This window comes from Myceligenerans cantabricum (assembly GCF_054777735.1).
In genome coordinates this window covers 1-15,184 of the sequence record NZ_BAAHAJ010000009.1, presented here as the reverse complement: position 1 = coordinate 15,184, position 15,184 = coordinate 1, and the positions used below count along the sequence as shown (strand labels likewise).

Sequence of the window (15,184 nt, the reverse complement as noted above, 5' to 3'; positions counted from 1 at the left end):
AGAGTGGTGTCGGGGTGGTGTCGGGATGGGCGACGCGGTGTCAGGCCGGGCCGGGTGGTGTCGCCGTGGTCGGAACTCAGCGCACCCAGCCGGTGTGACGGTTGCGCCCGCGACGCTCGGGCCCGGCCCCCGGCGTCGGCGGGCGGCCGTCGAACGGGTCGAGCGCGGCGGCGACCGCGCGGACGAGCCAGGTATTCACCGAGACGCCGTCGCGCGCCGCGGCCACCTCGGCCTGCGCCTTCAGGCGGTCCGGCAGGCGCAGGGTGGTGCGGGTGGTCGCGCCGCCGTCCACGTCGGCGACGGGTGCCCCTGCCTGCGACGACGTGGTCTCGGAAGGGGCCGGTTCGGCCGGTCCGGCAGGGGCGGGGGGCGCGACGACGAACTCCGGCTCGCCGCCGCGCAGGCGCACGTCGACGGAGCCGGGCGCGAGCTCGGCGGAGATCTCACCGGCCGCCGCGGAGAGCGCGTCGAGCAGGACGAGGCGCACGGCGGCGTCGAGCGGGGCCGTCAGGCGCTCGGCGAGCTGCCGGGCCTCGCCGCTCGCGGGATCGGCCGCGGTGACCAGGCGGTGCTGAAGGTCGTCGACGTAGCGCGTGAGGTCCATGGGCCTACTGTGACACCATTGTGGTGTCATTGCAACACCATGAGTGGCGTCACTGCGTCCGGGGCAGATGGCGTCAGTGCCGCGGCACCGGCACTCGAGGCGGCACCGTCACTCGATCACGACGCGGGCGACCTTGCCGTCGCGCAGCCAGAACTTCAGCGGGCCGGTGCCGTTGAACCGGTTGCCGACCACCTTCAGCGTGACGACGTACGCGTCCGGGGCGTCGCCGTCCTCGCGCGAGACGACCTCGAACCGGCTCTTCATGCCGATGTTGTCGGTCTGGTTCCACTCCGCGACGCCGTCGACGCCGTGGAACTCGCGCCCCCAGTCGTACAGGTAGGCGTCGTCGGTGAACGTCGCGAGGAAGCGGTCGGTGTCGCCGGCGTTCGTCGCGTCGACGAACTCCTGGATCGGGGCGGGAAGCTCGGTGGTGGTCATCTGTCCTCCAAGGTGCGCACGGCTCGCTCACGACCGTAGGCGACGTCGACGGCGGCTGCCAGGGACTCCCGCTCTCCCCCGGCGCCGTCGGCGGCCGGACGCTGTCGTAGCGCGACACGGGGCGGTGCCCGGTCCGACGGGACCGGGCACCGCCCCGAGACGGCTGGTTCGACGTCTCCGGTGGCCGGTCAGGCGGCCGTGGTGACCTCGATCCGCTGCGGCGTCGTGCCGGTGAACACACCGGCGACCGTGACGGTCAGGACGCCGGCGTCGTAGGACGCGCGGGCGGCGTCGCCGTCCACGGCCCGCGGCAGGGTCACGACCCGGCGGAACTCGCCGAACCGGACCTCCGAGATCCGGCGGCCCTCGGCGCCCTCGGTGCGCTGGTCCTTGCGTTCGCCGCGCACCACGAGCCGGCGTCCCTCGATCTCGACGGTGACGTCCGCGGCGGGGTCGACGCCCGGCAGGTCGAGGCGTGCGACGAGGTCCTCGCCGTCGCGGTAGACGTCGACCGCCGGGCGTACGCCCTCGACGGTCGCGCGGACCGGGGTCCGCAGGTCACGCAGCCAGGCCTCGGCGAACGGCGAACGGGTCAGGGTGGTGGTCATGCTGTCCTCCTTCGAACGGGTATCCGCCCGGTACAACTTGAGCCGACCCGACTCAATTTCCGGGTTCGCCGACGGCGGACGCCCCGGCCGGGAACGGCACGCATCGCCAACGCGAGCAAGGCCTCGGGCCGCTCCACCGTCGGCGAGCGCGGCGGCCGGTCCCCCGCCTACGACGACTGGACCGTCGCAGAGCTCCGCCGCCGAGCCGCCGAGCTCGACGTCGACGGCCGGTCCACGATGCGCAAGCAGGAGCTGATCGACGCACTGCGAACCGCTGAGCCAACGCTGTGTGGCGTGCAGCACGCGGGGGCTCGGTCGCGGAACGGATCCGGTTCCGGGTACGTTCTCGGGCTATGGACGTCGACGCACACAGACCCCGCCCGCAGTCGCCTCTCCCCGGGAGGCTCGCCCGGTGATAGCGGCATGGCTGCTGGTTCTGCTGACCCTCGTCCTGATATCGCTCAACGCGCTCTTCGTCGCCGCCGAGTTCTCTCTCGTGACCGTCGAGCGGCCCGCCATCGCCCGCGCCGCCGAGTCCGGCGACCGGCGCGCGGCCTCGGTGCTGAAGGCCCTCAGGTCGCTCTCGACCCAGCTGTCGGGGGCGCAGCTGGGCATCACCGTCACGAGCCTCGTCGTCGGCTTCATCGCCGAGCCGTCGATCGCCACGCTGCTGGCGGTCCCGATCGAGGCTGGCGGGCTGCCCGAGGCGACCAGCCTCGGCATCGCGCTGACCGCGGCGCTGGTCGTCGCGACCGTCGCGCAGATGGTCTTCGGCGAGCTGATCCCGAAGAACTGGGCCATCAGCGAGCCGGTGCGCGTCGCCCGTGCCGTCGCCGGGACGCAGCGGCTGTTCACTGCCGTGACACGGCCGCTGATCGTCGTGCTCAACGGCGCGTCGAACGCGATGGTCCGCGCACTCGGGATCGAGCCGCGGGAAGAGCTGGCGTCGGCGCGGTCGGCGCAGGAGCTCGCGACCCTGGCCACGCGGTCGGCCGCGCAGGGGCTGCTGGACCGGCGGGCGGCCACGCGGCTGGCACAGGCCGCCGAGTTCGACCAGCTCACCGCCGCCGACGTGATGACCCCGCGCCCGCGCGTCCGGTTCGTGGAGGCCGGCGCCACCGCCGCGGACCTGCTGGAGCTGACCGCCCGGACCGGTCTGGCACGGTTCCCGGTCCAGGGCGAGAACGTCGACGACATCCCGGGAGTCGTGCACTTCAAGGCCGCGCTCGGCGTGCCCACCGCGCGGCGGGAGCAGGTGACGGCGACCGACCTCATGCAGCCGGTCGCCGAGGTCCCCGCGATGATGACCCTCGACGACGTGCTCGCCGAGCTGCGCGGCGGTCTCCAGCTGGCGGTGGTGGTCGACGAGTACGGCGGCACCGACGGCATCGTCACCCTCGAGGACCTCGTCGAGGAGGTCCTGGGCGAGATCGACGACGAGCAGGACCGGCCGGCAGGCAGGACCCGGCGCCTGCCTGACGGCGCGTGGAGCCTGCCGGGGCTGATGCGCCCCGACGAGGTCGGGGACGCCACCGGGATCGCGCTGCCCGAGGCCGAGCACGCCGACACCATCGGCGGCATGGTCACCGAGCAGATCGGGCGCTTCGCCCGCACCGGGGACGCGATCACCACCGACGCGCTCGACGGGTCCCACCTCGACGAGGACGGCCTGCCGACGCCGGTGCGGGCGCGGCTCGAGGTCACCGGCATCGACGGCCGCCGCGTCGCCCGCGTGCGCCTCACCACCGAGCAGGCCACGAAGGAACCGGCCGCCAAGGATCCAGCCACCAAGGAGAACGACAGTGAGTGACTGGGGAGCCATCACCGCGGGCGTGGCCCTGCTGATCGGCAACGCGTTCTTCGTCGGCGCCGAGTTCGCGCTGATCTCCGCACGGCGCAGCCAGATCGAGCCGCGCGCCGCGGCCGGAGGGCGTGCGGCGCGCCTGACCCTGCGCGCCCTGGAACGGGTGTCGCTGATGATGGCCGGCGCCCAGCTCGGCATCACCATGTGCTCGCTCGGGCTCGGCGCGGTCGCCGAGCCGGCCGTCGCGCACGCGATCGAGCCGGGCCTGGAGGCCCTCGGCGTCCCGGCCGGCCTGCTCCACCCGGTCGCGCTGGTCATCGCGCTGACGATCGTCGTGGCGTTCCACATGACCGTGGGCGAGATGGTGCCGAAGAACATCGCGATCGCCGGTCCCGAGCGCGCCGCGCTCGTCCTGGGTCCGCCCCTGTACGCCGTCGTCGTCGTCCTCAAGCCGCTGCTGGTCGTGGTGAACTGGATCGCCAACCACGCCCTGCGGCTGCTGAAGGTCGAGCCCAAGGACGAGGTCGCCTCGGCGTTCACCGCCGAGGAGGTCGCCGGGTTCATCGCCGAGTCCACGCGCGAGGGGCTGCTCGACGCCGAGGCGCACGCCCTGCTGTCCGGGGCGCTGTCCATGGGCGCCGACACGGTCGAGACGATCATGCTGCCCCGGGCCGACCTGGTCACCGCCGAGACCGAGACGACGGTGGGCGGCCTCCAGCGCCTGTGCGTCGAGACCGGGCACTCCCGCTTCCCGGTGACCGACGACGGCGAGATCGCGGGCTACGTCCACATCAAGGACCTGCTCGACCACGACCCGGAGGACACGCTTCCGTCGGACGAGATCCGCCCCCTGGTCCGCCTCGCCCGCACGACGCCGCTCGACCGGGCGCTGGCCGAGATGCAGTCCGGCACGACGCACGTCGCCCTGGTCACCGACGAGGAGGACCGGGTGCTCGGCACGGCGATGCTCGGCGACGTGGTCACCCGCGTGACCGGCGAGCACGTCAGGGTCTGAGGGCGTGCCCGGGCCGGCCCGGGCAGGACGGCGAGCGGCCCGGGCCCCGGACGGAGCAGGCGCCGGCGCGGCCGGCCGCCGTCAGTCCGGCGTGTCCGTGCGGGTGTGGATGCGGGCGCCGTCGCCGTTGAAGATGCTGATCACCTGGGCCGGCTTGGCTCCGGTCGCGCTCATGGCGTGCGGGGTGCGGGTGTCGAACTCGGCGGCCTCGCCGCGGGTGAGCACCAGGTCCTGCGCACCGAGGCGGAGCCGGAGCCTGCCGCTGAGCACGTAGAGCCACTCGTAGCCGTCGTGCACGCGCTGCTCGGGCAGGTCCGCCGTGGGCGGGTAGGTGATCTTGTAGGTGTGGACCGGCGAGCCCTCGGGGGCGAGCGGGGCGATGATCAGCCCGTCGCGGCGGATCGTGGGGCGCCGCACCCGCGGGTCCGTGTCCTCGGGTGGCAGCAGGTCGTCCACGCGGATGCCGAGCCGGCGGGTGAGCGGCAGCAGCAGCTCCAGGCTCGCCTGCCGCTTGCCGGACTCCAGCCGGGAGAGAGTGCTGGCCGACATGCCCGCGAGGGAGGCCAGCTCGTCCAGGGTCCAGCCGCGCGCCCGCCGGGCCGCGCGCAGCCTCGGGCCGATCTGCCGCAGCTCCTCCGCCATCGCTCCCCCTCCATCTTGCCAATACTGCAAGGCTTCTTGCACCGACCCTAGCGCACCGGCGATGGTGGCCGCATGGACAAGACATGGGACGTGATCGTGGTCGGCGGCGGAGCGGCAGGGCTGTCGTCGGCGCTGCTGCTGGGCCGGGCCAGGCGGAAGGTCCTGGTGGTCGACGCCGGGAGCCCCCGCAACCGCTTCGCCGCGCACATGCACGGCGTGCTCGGCAACGAGGGCACCGACCCCGCCGGCCTGCTGGCCCGCGGACGCGAGGAGGTCGCCCGGTACGGCGTCGAGATCCACGACGGCCGGGTGGACCGGGTGGACCAGATGGACGGGACGGGCACGGCAGGCGGTCCCGTGAGGGTCACCCTCGACGACGGGACGGACCTGACCGCGCGGGCGCTCGTGGTCGCCACCGGGATGACCGACCGGCTCCCGGACGTGCCCGGCCTGGCCGAGCGCTGGGGGAAGACGGTGCTGCACTGCCCGTACTGCCACGGCTGGGAGGTGCGGGACCGGCGGCTCGGCATCCTGGCCACCTCCCCCATGGACCTGCACCGGGCGCAGCTGATCCGGCAGTGGAGCGACGACGTCGTGGTGTTCACCGCCGGGTCGGGCACGCTCGAGCCCGACCTCGCGGCACGCCTGGCCGCGCGCGGGGTCGAGGTCGTCACCTCCCCCGTGGCCGAGGTTCTCGGCGACGGCGACCCGATCACCGGGGTACGCACGGCCGACGGCGCGGTCGTCGCCGTGGACGCGATCTTCGCCGGCGGCGCGTCCGTGCCGCACGACGCGTTCCTCGCCCCGCTGGACCTGACCCGGTCAGACACCCCCATGGGCAGCTTCCTGGAGGTGGACCCGACCGGCAGGACGAGCGCCGGGCGCGTCTGGGCGGTCGGGAACGTCGTCAACCCCGGTGCGACGGTGCCGATGGCCGTCGGGGCGGGCGCGCAGACGGGCGGCGCGGTGAACATGGCGCTCGTCACCGAGGACTTCGACCTCGCCGTCGCGACCGCGGCCGGCGGCGCCGAGCCCGCCGGCACCGCCGGGGAGCCCGCGGACACCGCCGGGCAGGCAGCGCGATGACCGAGACCGCGACCGCCGCGGAGTTCTGGGAGGAGCGCTACGCGGGCTCCGGCAAGGTCTGGTCGGGGCGGGTCAACGAGGTGCTGGCCGACATCGCCGGCGAGCTGCCTCCCGGCCGCGCGCTCGACCTGGGCTGCGGCGAGGGCGGTGACGCCGTCTGGCTCGCCCGGCACGGCTGGACGGTCACCGGCGTCGACCTCTCCCCCACCGCAGTCGCCCGCGGACGGGCTGCCGCGGCCGCCGCCTGCATCCCGCGGGACCGGCTCGAGCTCGTCGCCACCGATCTCGCCACCTGGGCCCCCGACGGGACGTACGACCTGGTCTCGGCGTCGTTCCTGCAGTCGTGGCCCGTGGAGATCCCGCGCGCCGACATCCTGCGGCGGGCAGCCACGTTCGTCGCCGCAGGCGGCAGGCTGCTCACCGTCGCCCACGCGGCGGCCCCGTCCTGGGCGCCGCCGGAGATGGTGCACGGCTACCCGTTCCCCGACCCGGACGGGGACCTGGCCGCCCTCGCGCTCGGCCCCGGCTGGACGGTCCTCGCGGCGGAGACCCGCGAGCGCACCACCACAAGCCCCGACGGTGAGCCGGCGACGCTGCTCGACAGCGTGGTGCTGGTCCACCGCACCGGAACCGCCACCGGCGCATGACCGCGCCCGGGCGGCGTCGCGGCCGGTGCGGCAGGACGTGACAGACTCCTCCTGTCGAACGTCTACCTCAGGAGCTGCGAGTGTCCATCAGGTCGTCCCGGACCACGAAGCTCGTCCTCGGCTGGGTGGTCATCCTGGCGCTGCTCGTCCCCGTGATCCTGCAGTTCGCCGCGATCACGCGGGCGGATCCCGCGATCCTCTGGGGCGTGGCCGCCATCGTCCTCGGCGGTGTCTGGCTGTGGCGCGGCATCGTCCGCCGGACGACCGACGCGGCCGAGCGCGACGGCGTCGACCAGGACCCGGCCGGCAGGCGCGACGACGGCTGGTGAGCCGGCGCCCGGAGACCTACGGCATCACCACCGGCTGCTCGCCCGCCGCGGCGCTCGTGGTGCTCACGACCGCGCGGACGCCCGGGGCGCGGCGTGGACCACGGCCTGGCAGCCGCGGAGGAACGAGGCCGCGATCCTGGTCGGGTCCCCGAGGTAGCCGGCGACCATGACCCCGTCGCGCAGCAGCATCAGGTCGTCGGCGACCGCGGCGGGGTCGGCCGGTCCCAGCGGTGCGACGAGCCGTTCGAGCGCGCTCGCCCACCAGGCACGATGGGCGTGGACGATCCTGCGGACCGGGCTGTCGGGGTCCGGGTACTCGGCGGCGGCGTTGATGAAGGGACACCCGCGAAAGCCGGCGGAGCACGCCGCCGTCCCGGTGTGCTCGGCCATCATGGCCAGCGTGGCGTCGACGTCGCCGGCGCCGTGGGCGACGGCCGCGTCGACGCCGTTGCGCTCACCCTCCGCGCGGGACTCGAGGTAGGCGACGATCAGGTCGTCCTTGCTCCGGAAGTGGCGGTAGAACGTCACCTTCGTCGTCCCGGCGCGGTCGATGACCTTGTCCACGCTCACCGCGCGCAGCCCCCGGGCGTAGAACAGCTCGTTCGCCGCCTCGAGGAGGCGTTCTCGCATCGACCCTTGCACGGTCGCGATCATACGTTGCTCCTCTCGTGCCCACCCTTGCGCCCGACGGCCGCCGGTGTGTACTGTCGCCGTTGGTAGAGTGACTAGTCATTCTACCTTGCCTCCGGGCAAGCAACCGGGCCGGCACGCCCTGCGGTGCCGCCGGTCTCCGTCGAAAGGAATCTCCATGTCCACCACCACGGCATCCCCCGCCGTCGTCACCGCCACCTCGTTGCGGAACCTGTACCTGGTCCGGTTCGGCTTCGCAGTCGTCTGGGCGGTCGCGATGTTCGTCGTCGGGGCGAGCCTCGGCCCGGCCACCGTGACGCTGCTCGTGCTGTACCCGCTGTTCGACGTGGCCGCGGCCGTCGTCGACCTCCGGTCCTCGAAGGCCGCACGGCCCGCGGTCGGCCTGTACGTCAACATCGCCCTGAGCCTGCTCACCACCATCGGGCTGGCCGTCGCCGTCACGTCGGGGATCCCCGCGGTGCTCCGTGTCTGGGGCGCCTGGGCGATCACCGCCGGGATCGTGCAGCTCGTCGTGGCGACCGGCCGCTACCGGCTGGGTGGCCAGTGGGCCATGATCCTCAGCGGCGGCATCTCCGTGCTGGCCGGGTCGAGCTTCATCGCCATGGCCGGCGGGCCGGGCGCCGCGCTGGCCTCGGTGGCCGGGTACGCGACCCTCGGCGGCATCTTCTTCGCCGCCTCCGCGCTGCGCCTGCACTCCGTGGCCAAGAAGGGCAGCTGACATGACCGGGACGAGCGAGAACGTCTTCGACGTGGTGGTCATCGGCGCGGGCCCGGTCGGCGAGAACGTCGCCGGCAGCGTCGTCGAGGGTGGCCTGACGGCGGCGGTCGTGGAGCGCGAGCTGGTGGGCGGAGAGTGCTCCTACTGGGCCTGCATGCCGACCAAGGCGCTCCTGCGGGACGCCGCCGCGCTGCGTGCCGTACGCGGCCTGCCCGCAGCAGGAGCCGCCGTGACCGGCGAGCTGGACCCGGCAGCCGTCCTGCGCCGCCGGGACGCGTTCGCCTCGCACTGGCACGACGACGGCCAGGTCGCCTGGCTGCAGGGCGCCGGGATCACCCTGGTCCGCGGCGTCGGGCGCATCGGTGCGGCACGCACCGTCGAGGTCACCGGCGCGGACGGCGGTGTGGTCGTGCTGCACGCCCGGCACGCCGTCGTCGTCGCCACCGGCAGCAGCGCCGCCGTCCCGCCCGTGCCCGGGCTGGCCGAGGCCGCGCCGTGGACCAGCCGGGAGGCCGCGGCGGCCCAGGCCGTCCCCCGCCGCCTCGCGATCATCGGCGGCGGTGTCGTGGGGACCGAGATGGCCACCGCCTACGCGGCCCTCGGTGCGCGGGTGACGGTGATCGCCCGCGGCGGGCTGCTGCCCCAGGTGGAGCCGTTCGCGAGCGACCTCGTGGCCGAGACCCTCACGGCGCAGGGCGTGGCGCTGCACGTGCACACCGAGCCGGAGAGCGTCCGCCGCGACGATCGCGGGACCGTGCACCTCGCCCTCACCGACGGCACGACGCTCGAGGCGGACGAGGTGCTGGTCGCCACCGGCCGCAGGCCCAACACCACCGACCTCGGCCTCGAGCACGTCGGGCTCGCCCCCGGTGACCGGCTGCACGTGGACGAGTCCCTGCGGGTCGTCCACGGTGACAGCACGCCGGCCCCCGACTGGCTCTACGCCGCCGGCGACGTCAACCACCGCGCGCCGCTGACGCACCAGGGCAAGTACCAGGCCCGTGCGGTGGGCGACACGATCGTCGCCCGCGCCCACGGCACCCCCGTCGACACCACCCCCTGGGGCCGGCACGCGGCCACGGCCGACGAGCGCGCCGTGCCTCAGGTGATCTTCACCGACCCCGAGGTCGCGACCGTCGGCCACACCGCCGCCACCGCCGAGGCCGCAGGCCTGCGCGTGCGCGCCGTCGAGTACGACCTCGGTGCCGTCGCCGGCGCCGCCCTGCACGCCGACGGGTACACCGGGCGGGCCGGCATGATCGTCGACGAGGACAGGAAGGTGCTCGTCGGGTTCACCGTCGTCGGCCCAGACGTCGCCGAGCTCCTGCACGCCGCGACGATCGCCGTCGCGGGTGAGGTGCCGATCGACCGCCTCTGGCACGCCGTGCCCGCCTACCCCACCGTCAGCGAGGTCTGGCTCCGCCTCCTGGAGACCTACGGGAGGACGGACCAGACCCACGGGAGGACGGGCTAGAGAGACGCCGCCGGGCCTGCCGGGACGGGTGCTCGCGGCCGCGGGCCGCCGGTCAGGTCTCGGCGTTGGTCCGCGGTTCCACGATCGGCTCGGCGGCGTGCCCCCCGGCGTCGCCGGGCCGTGCGCCCGGCGCTCCGAGGTCGGCCCCGGCTCGCACCAGGTCCTCGATCGCGGCGCCGGTGTCGGCGTCGACCCGCTTCCAGTAGTCGAAGGCACGCTCGAGCACGTCGCCCGTCACGCCGCCGAGCAGGTGCCCGGCGACGGTCCTGACGAACACCTCCCGCTGCGCGTCGTCCCACACCTCACGGACCAGGGCGCCGGGCTGGCTGAAGTCGTCGTCGTTCTCGCGCAGCGTGTAGGCCTGCCGGACCAGGGCGCCGTCGGTCTCCCAGGAGGGGTCGACCTCGCCGGTGAGGTCGGCGTAGCCGCGTCCGAAGGAGTTGGGCGCGTAGACCGGGGCGTCGCCACGGTGCTCGTAGGCCATGGCACCGTCCTGGGTGTAGGTGTTGACCTCCACCCGGGGCCGGTTGACCGGGAGCTGGAGATAGTTCGGCCCGATGCGGTGCCGATGGGTGTCGGAGTAGGCGAACGCACGGCCCAGCAGCATCTTGTCCGGGCTGAACCCGATGCCCGGCACGAGCGCGGACGGCTCGAACGCGGCCTGCTCGACCTGGGCGAAGAAGTTGTCCGGGTTCTTGTTCAGCGTCATGGTGCCGACCTTGATGAGCGGGTAGTCGCCGTGCGGCCAGATCTTGGTGAGGTCGAACGGGTTGGTGTGGTACGTCTTCGCGTCCTCGTACGGCATGACCTGCACGGACAGCGTCCAGGAGGGGAAGTCCCCGCGGTCGATGGCCTCGGACAGGTCGCGACGGTGGAAGTCCGCGTCCTCGCCGGCGATCCGGGTGGCGTCCTCGTCGGTGAGCCCCTCGACGCCCTGGTCGCTGTGGAAGTGGTACTTGACCCAGTGCTTCTCGCCGGCGGCGTTGACCCACAGGTAGGTGTGGGAACCGTAGCCGTTCATGTGCCGGTAGGTGCGCGGGATGCCGCGGTCGCCCATGAGGTAGGTGACCTGGTGGGCCGACTCGGGGTTGAGCGTCCAGAAGTCCCACTGCATCTCGTTGTCCCGCAGGCCGTTGCCTCCGCGACGCTTCTGGCTGCGGATGAAGTGCGGGAACTTCATGGTGTCGCGGATGAAGAAGACGGGGGTGTTGTTGCCGACCAGGTCGTAGTTGCCCTCCTGCGTGTAGAACTTCAGCGCGAAGCCGCGCGGGTCGCGCCAGGTGTCGGGCGACCCCTGCTCACCCGCGACGGTGGAGAACCGGGCCAGCATCTCGGTCCGGACTCCCGGCTGGAACAGGCCGGCCCGAGTGTAGGCGGACACGTCCTCGGTGGCCTCGAAGACGCCGAAGGCGCCGGACCCCTTGGCGTGCACGTTCCGCTCCGGGACGCGCTCCCGGTTGAAGTGGGCCATCTGGTTCAGGAAGTGCGTGTCGTGCAGCACGATCGGGCCGTCGGCGCCGACCGTCATCGAGTTCCGGTCGCTCGGCGCGGGCGCACCGGTGTCGGTCGTGGAACCGAGCGCGGCCTCCTGGGACGGGGCCGCCTTGATGGATGTGCCGTCGTTCGGCTGCGGGAGCTCAGGCATGGTTCGTGCGCCTCCTCGATCGGGTACTCGTCGCACGACTCCAGGGTCACGCAGAGTGCCCGGGACCGCGCGGCGGGATGCTGCTCAGGCTCCCACCCTCGCACACCCACTCCGCCTATATATGTTCATTTACCCGACATTGCACGGTTGAGGGGAAACGCCTATAAAGGGAGCGATCGAGTCGCACCGGAGCGGCTCGGCGAACCTTCGGGAGCTGCCCCATGAAGCAACGTCTGTTGCGCATCGTCGCCGCCGTGGCCGCGACGAGCCTTGCCACCGTCGGGCTGGTGACGACGCCGGCCCTGCCGTCGTACGCCGCCGGCGAGTCCTACGTCGCCCTCGGCGACTCCTACGCCTCGGGCACCGGCACCAGGTCCTACATCGACGACGGCACCCAGTGCCTGCGCTCGACCTACGCCTACGCCAGCCTGACCGCGGCGGCCAAGGACTACAGCCTCAACTTCCGCGCCTGCTCGGGAGCGGTCGTGGCCGACGTGACGAACAACCAGCTGGGCGCTCTGAGCTCCAGCACGAGGTACGTCACCGTCTCGGTCGGCGGCAACGACGCCGGATTCACCGACGTGCTCACCGAGTGCGCCCTCCCGTCGTGGGCCAGCGACTGCGCCGGCGCGGTCGCCGCGGGACGCGCGTTCATCTCCAACACCCTCCCCGGCCGGCTCAGCTCGCTCTACGCCTCCATCAGGGCGAGGGCGCCGGGCGCCAAGGTGGTCGTCGTCGGCTACCCGAAGATCTTCATGGGCGAGGACTGCAACCTGGTGACCTTCTTCAGCCCGGCGGACCAGACGGCGCTCAACAACGCGGTCTCGCTCATCAACTCGGTCACCTCGGCGGCCGCTTCCGCCGAGGGGTTCACCTTCGTCAACCCGGTCAGCCGGTTCACCGGCCACGCCGTGTGCGACTCGACCGAGTGGATCAACGGGTTCTCGAACCCCGTCCGGGAGTCCTACCACCCCAACCGGCTCGGTCACTCAGGCGGCTACACGCCGCTGGTCAGCGGCGTACTGACCGGCACGAGCGTCACGGCGACCGGCGCGGTGCTCGCCGAGTCGCAGGAGAGGGCCGCCGAGCAGGCGAAGCTTCAGCGCAAGTACGCCGCCGTCGACCGCACGATCGAGCCGAAGCTCTTCCAGCCCCCGACCAAGGCCCGTCTGCGAGAGCTGGCGAAGGAACGAGGTGTCGACTTCGACGCCTGGTGGCTGAAGCGCGGTGCCCCCTCCCTGTCGGATGCGACGGCGAGGTAGTTCCGCGCATCGCACGCATCGTTGCCAGGACGGCACGCGGTGACGTGGTCCGGCACCAGGATCCGCTGGTGCCGGACCGCGTCGCCGAGAGCGCGGGGGCCACGGTGAAGCGCACGGTGGCTTCGCGGGCTTCGGCGGGCTTCGGCGGGCGCGGGGCTCGTCGCGTGCTCGGCGCCGCACGAGAGCTATGCGCCTCTGGCGGCGGTGTTCGCGGCCTCGATCGCCGACTCGAAGTCAGGGCGGGCCCCAGGGTCGGGTAGCCGGGAGGGGTCGCACCTCCCGGCTCCCACGGAACCGTGCGTGACGGTCTCCCGTCACACGGCTCTTGCTGTCCTGGTCATCAGGGGGTGCGTGACCCAGGCCCAGTGCGCGAGGTATCGGGGTGTGCGCTGGACGGCGTTCTCCCATGCCTCGCGTGCTCGGCGCTGGCCGCGGAGCCGTTTGTGCTTCTTGCGGAGCCAGCGGATCAGGTAGGTGTTGATCCGGGCCAGAGGGTGTAGAGCGCTGAGGGATAGAACGCCCCGTAGTACCGCATCCACCCGGAGACGATCGGGTTGATCGTCTTGGCGATGTCGGTGAAGCTGAGCCCGGTGCGGCGGTGGAGTCTCCACTGCCGCACGGTGCGACTCAGCCGTTTCAGGGCGTCCTTGCTGATCGCCGGCAGGAACGACGTGAAGACGTTCCCCTGACGATCCCGGGCCGCGCGAGCGCGGAACGTGTACCCGAGGAACGTGAACGACGTGGTCTCGTGCTCACCACGGCGTCGGCCGTCTCTGCAGTACACGATCCGGGTCTTGGCCGGGTGCAGCCGCAGCCCGACTTCGACCATCCTGTCCTCGATGGCCTGCCGCACGAGCCGAGCCTGCGCCTGGCTGACGCAGTGCACGACGGCATCGTCGGCGTAACGCTCGAACGGGACGCCCGGGAATTCCCGGGCCATCCACGTGTCGAACGCGTAGTGCAGGAACAAGTTCGCCAGGACCGGCGAGACAGCAGACCCCTGCGGGGTTCCCCGGTCTCGCTCGACCAGGCTGCCGTCGGGCCGCTGCACGGGAGCGGCAAGCCACCGTTTCACATACAGCACGATCCACGGCTGGTCGGTGTGCGCCTGGACCGCCTTGACGACAAGGTCCCACGGGACGGAGTCGAAGAACTTCTCGACGTCCAGGTCCACGACCCAGTCGTACTTCCAGCAGCGGCGTCGACATACCCCGACCGCATCCAACGCCGACAGACCCGGCCGATACCCGTAGGAATCCTGGTGGAACACAGGCTCGACCTGCGCCTCCAGCCTCCGGGCCACGACGGTCTGCGCGATCCGGTCCCCGATCGTCGGGACACCCAACGCGCGCTGACCGCCATCCGGCTTGGGGATCAGCACCTGCGCGACCGGCGGCGGGAAGTAACTGCCCGAGGACATCCGGTTCCAGATCTTGTACAGGTTGCCCCGCAGATCCTCCTCGAACGCCTCGATCGTCACCCCGTCGATGCCGGGCGCGCCCTTGTTCTGCTTGACCTGCTCGTACGCCTTCCAGACCTCCTCCTTCGAGATGCTGAACGGCTTCCCTGCTGCTTTCAGATCGCTCACCACAGCTCCTCCCCCGACCCGAAGGCCGGAGTTGACCGGACGAACTCACTACGGACAGCCCGGGCCCTTCGCTCCACGCCCGTTACAGGCGCTTCGCCGCTACTACGATCCGGTCCGCCAGCGCGCCCCGCGACGGTACTCACGCCACCAGGCCCAAGCCCGGCGACCACTCCCTGTCGGCCACGTCGACCGGTGTCGGGACGCGCCTTCCCATGTTCCGTGCGAGAGCCGCAGACCAGGCTCATGCCGCCTCCATGCCGGGCACCACCTGGCCAGTCATCGGGACGCCCGCCAGGCCCTGCTCCCGCAGCCCGAAACATGGCCACGGTTTTGATGCCACCTCGTTTGTAACGACACGTCAACAGCGGTTCGGGGTCACTCATCTTCCTGGTCCCCACCTGACGCCTCCTCCGGCGCCTTTTCCACCTCGCTCACCACGACGGTCTTCAGCCAACGCAGCAGGTGGCGGTTTCAAGCCCCCGCCCGAACAGCGGCTCCGAGGGGCCAACCCTCATCTCTCGCACAGCATCGACTCCGAAGTCACTCACCTACATAGGCCACTCCGTTCGTCGTTCATGGCACACGTCACGGCAAAGTCATGCCTGTAGGAGTGTGAGTGGTCGGGTTTCGTCTCTGATCATGTGACGGTGGGCGGCGGCGATGTTCTCGTGGC

The 15,184-nt window shown here is 72.3% G+C and carries 15 protein-coding genes and 1 pseudogene; 9 read left to right on the top strand and 7 right to left on the bottom strand.

Annotation, left to right across the window (positions count from 1 at the left end; all coding sequences use genetic code 11):
* Positions 1-76: 76 nt before the first annotated feature.
* The 3 genes from ACYU96_RS09235 to ACYU96_RS09225 all read right to left on the bottom strand — a co-directional run bounded on the left by ACYU96_RS09235 (position 77) and on the right by ACYU96_RS09225 (position 1,650).
* Positions 77-604 (bottom strand): toxin-antitoxin system HicB family antitoxin, encoded by a 528-nt coding sequence (locus ACYU96_RS09235; RefSeq protein ID WP_460752021.1) that lies wholly within the window; start codon positions 602-604, stop codon positions 77-79.
* Positions 605-712: 108 nt separating this feature from the next.
* Positions 713-1,042: a nuclear transport factor 2 family protein gene (locus tag ACYU96_RS09230; protein WP_460752019.1), complete on the bottom strand. Its 330-nt coding sequence runs from the start codon at positions 1,040-1,042 to the stop codon at positions 713-715.
* A gap of 188 nt (positions 1,043-1,230) precedes the next feature.
* Complete coding sequence (locus ACYU96_RS09225; RefSeq protein WP_460752016.1) at positions 1,231-1,650, bottom strand: Hsp20/alpha crystallin family protein; 420 nt, start codon at positions 1,648-1,650, stop codon at positions 1,231-1,233.
* A gap of 21 nt (positions 1,651-1,671) precedes the next feature.
* Here ACYU96_RS09225 and ACYU96_RS09220 point away from each other — a divergent pair.
* From ACYU96_RS09220 to ACYU96_RS09210, 3 genes and pseudogenes are all read left to right on the top strand, one after another.
* Positions 1,672-1,905, top strand: a pseudogene (locus tag ACYU96_RS09220) (Rho termination factor N-terminal domain-containing protein); the annotation flags it as partial.
* A 157-nt stretch (positions 1,906-2,062) separates the two neighbouring features.
* Positions 2,063-3,460, top strand: coding sequence for a hemolysin family protein (locus tag ACYU96_RS09215; protein ID WP_460752013.1), 1,398 nt, complete (start codon positions 2,063-2,065; stop codon positions 3,458-3,460).
* Positions 3,453-4,469 carry a hemolysin family protein gene (locus tag ACYU96_RS09210; protein WP_460752009.1) on the top strand — a complete coding sequence of 339 codons (1,017 nt, stop codon included), beginning with the start codon at positions 3,453-3,455 and terminating at the stop codon, positions 4,467-4,469. The genes ACYU96_RS09215 and ACYU96_RS09210 overlap by 8 nt, the downstream gene beginning before the upstream one ends.
* Positions 4,470-4,550: 81 nt before the next feature.
* Here ACYU96_RS09210 and ACYU96_RS09205 read toward each other — a convergent pair whose 3' ends face one another.
* Complete coding sequence (locus ACYU96_RS09205) at positions 4,551-5,111, bottom strand: helix-turn-helix domain-containing protein (RefSeq protein WP_460752006.1); 561 nt, start codon at positions 5,109-5,111, stop codon at positions 4,551-4,553.
* A gap of 72 nt (positions 5,112-5,183) precedes the next feature.
* Between ACYU96_RS09205 and ACYU96_RS09200 the strand changes: the two genes are divergently transcribed.
* From ACYU96_RS09200 to ACYU96_RS09190, 3 genes are all read left to right on the top strand, one after another.
* The gene (locus ACYU96_RS09200; RefSeq protein ID WP_460752003.1) at positions 5,184-6,197 is read left to right on the top strand and encodes an NAD(P)/FAD-dependent oxidoreductase; all 1,014 of its coding nucleotides are present in this window, start codon (positions 5,184-5,186) and stop codon (positions 6,195-6,197) included.
* Positions 6,194-6,844, top strand: a complete 651-nt coding sequence (locus ACYU96_RS09195) for a class I SAM-dependent methyltransferase (protein ID WP_460752000.1) — start codon at positions 6,194-6,196, stop codon at positions 6,842-6,844. Before ACYU96_RS09200 ends, ACYU96_RS09195 begins: the two co-directional genes overlap by 4 nt.
* 80 nt (positions 6,845-6,924) lie before the next feature.
* Positions 6,925-7,173 carry a hypothetical protein gene (locus ACYU96_RS09190; RefSeq protein ID WP_460751998.1) on the top strand — a complete coding sequence of 83 codons (249 nt, stop codon included), beginning with the start codon at positions 6,925-6,927 and terminating at the stop codon, positions 7,171-7,173.
* 63 nt (positions 7,174-7,236) lie between these two features.
* On the opposite strand, the gene ACYU96_RS09185 is transcribed toward ACYU96_RS09190, so the two are convergent.
* A complete protein-coding gene (locus ACYU96_RS09185) occupies positions 7,237-7,827 on the bottom strand; it encodes a TetR/AcrR family transcriptional regulator (RefSeq protein WP_460751996.1) in 591 nt (196 codons plus the stop codon).
* 154 nt (positions 7,828-7,981) lie between these two features.
* Between ACYU96_RS09185 and ACYU96_RS09180 the strand changes: the two genes are divergently transcribed.
* Complete coding sequence (locus ACYU96_RS09180) at positions 7,982-8,542, top strand: hypothetical protein (RefSeq protein ID WP_460751994.1); 561 nt, start codon at positions 7,982-7,984, stop codon at positions 8,540-8,542.
* Between the two features lies 1 nt (position 8,543).
* Entirely contained in the window at positions 8,544-10,016 is a 1,473-nt protein-coding gene (locus ACYU96_RS09175; RefSeq protein ID WP_460751991.1) for a dihydrolipoyl dehydrogenase family protein, read from the top strand.
* Between the two features lie 52 nt (positions 10,017-10,068).
* On the opposite strand, the gene ACYU96_RS09170 is transcribed toward ACYU96_RS09175, so the two are convergent.
* Positions 10,069-11,661, bottom strand: coding sequence for a catalase (locus tag ACYU96_RS09170; protein WP_460751988.1), 1,593 nt, complete (start codon positions 11,659-11,661; stop codon positions 10,069-10,071).
* 221 nt (positions 11,662-11,882) lie between these two features.
* Here ACYU96_RS09170 and ACYU96_RS09165 point away from each other — a divergent pair, with 221 nt between their 5' ends.
* Positions 11,883-12,923 carry an SGNH/GDSL hydrolase family protein gene (locus tag ACYU96_RS09165; RefSeq protein ID WP_460751986.1) on the top strand — a complete coding sequence of 347 codons (1,041 nt, stop codon included), beginning with the start codon at positions 11,883-11,885 and terminating at the stop codon, positions 12,921-12,923.
* Positions 12,924-13,389: 466 nt separating this feature from the next.
* Here the strand turns inward: ACYU96_RS09165 and ltrA are convergent, their stop codons facing one another.
* The gene (gene ltrA, locus ACYU96_RS09160; RefSeq protein ID WP_460751983.1) at positions 13,390-14,511 is read right to left on the bottom strand and encodes a group II intron reverse transcriptase/maturase; all 1,122 of its coding nucleotides are present in this window, start codon (positions 14,509-14,511) and stop codon (positions 13,390-13,392) included.
* Positions 14,512-15,184: the final 673 nt, after the last annotated feature.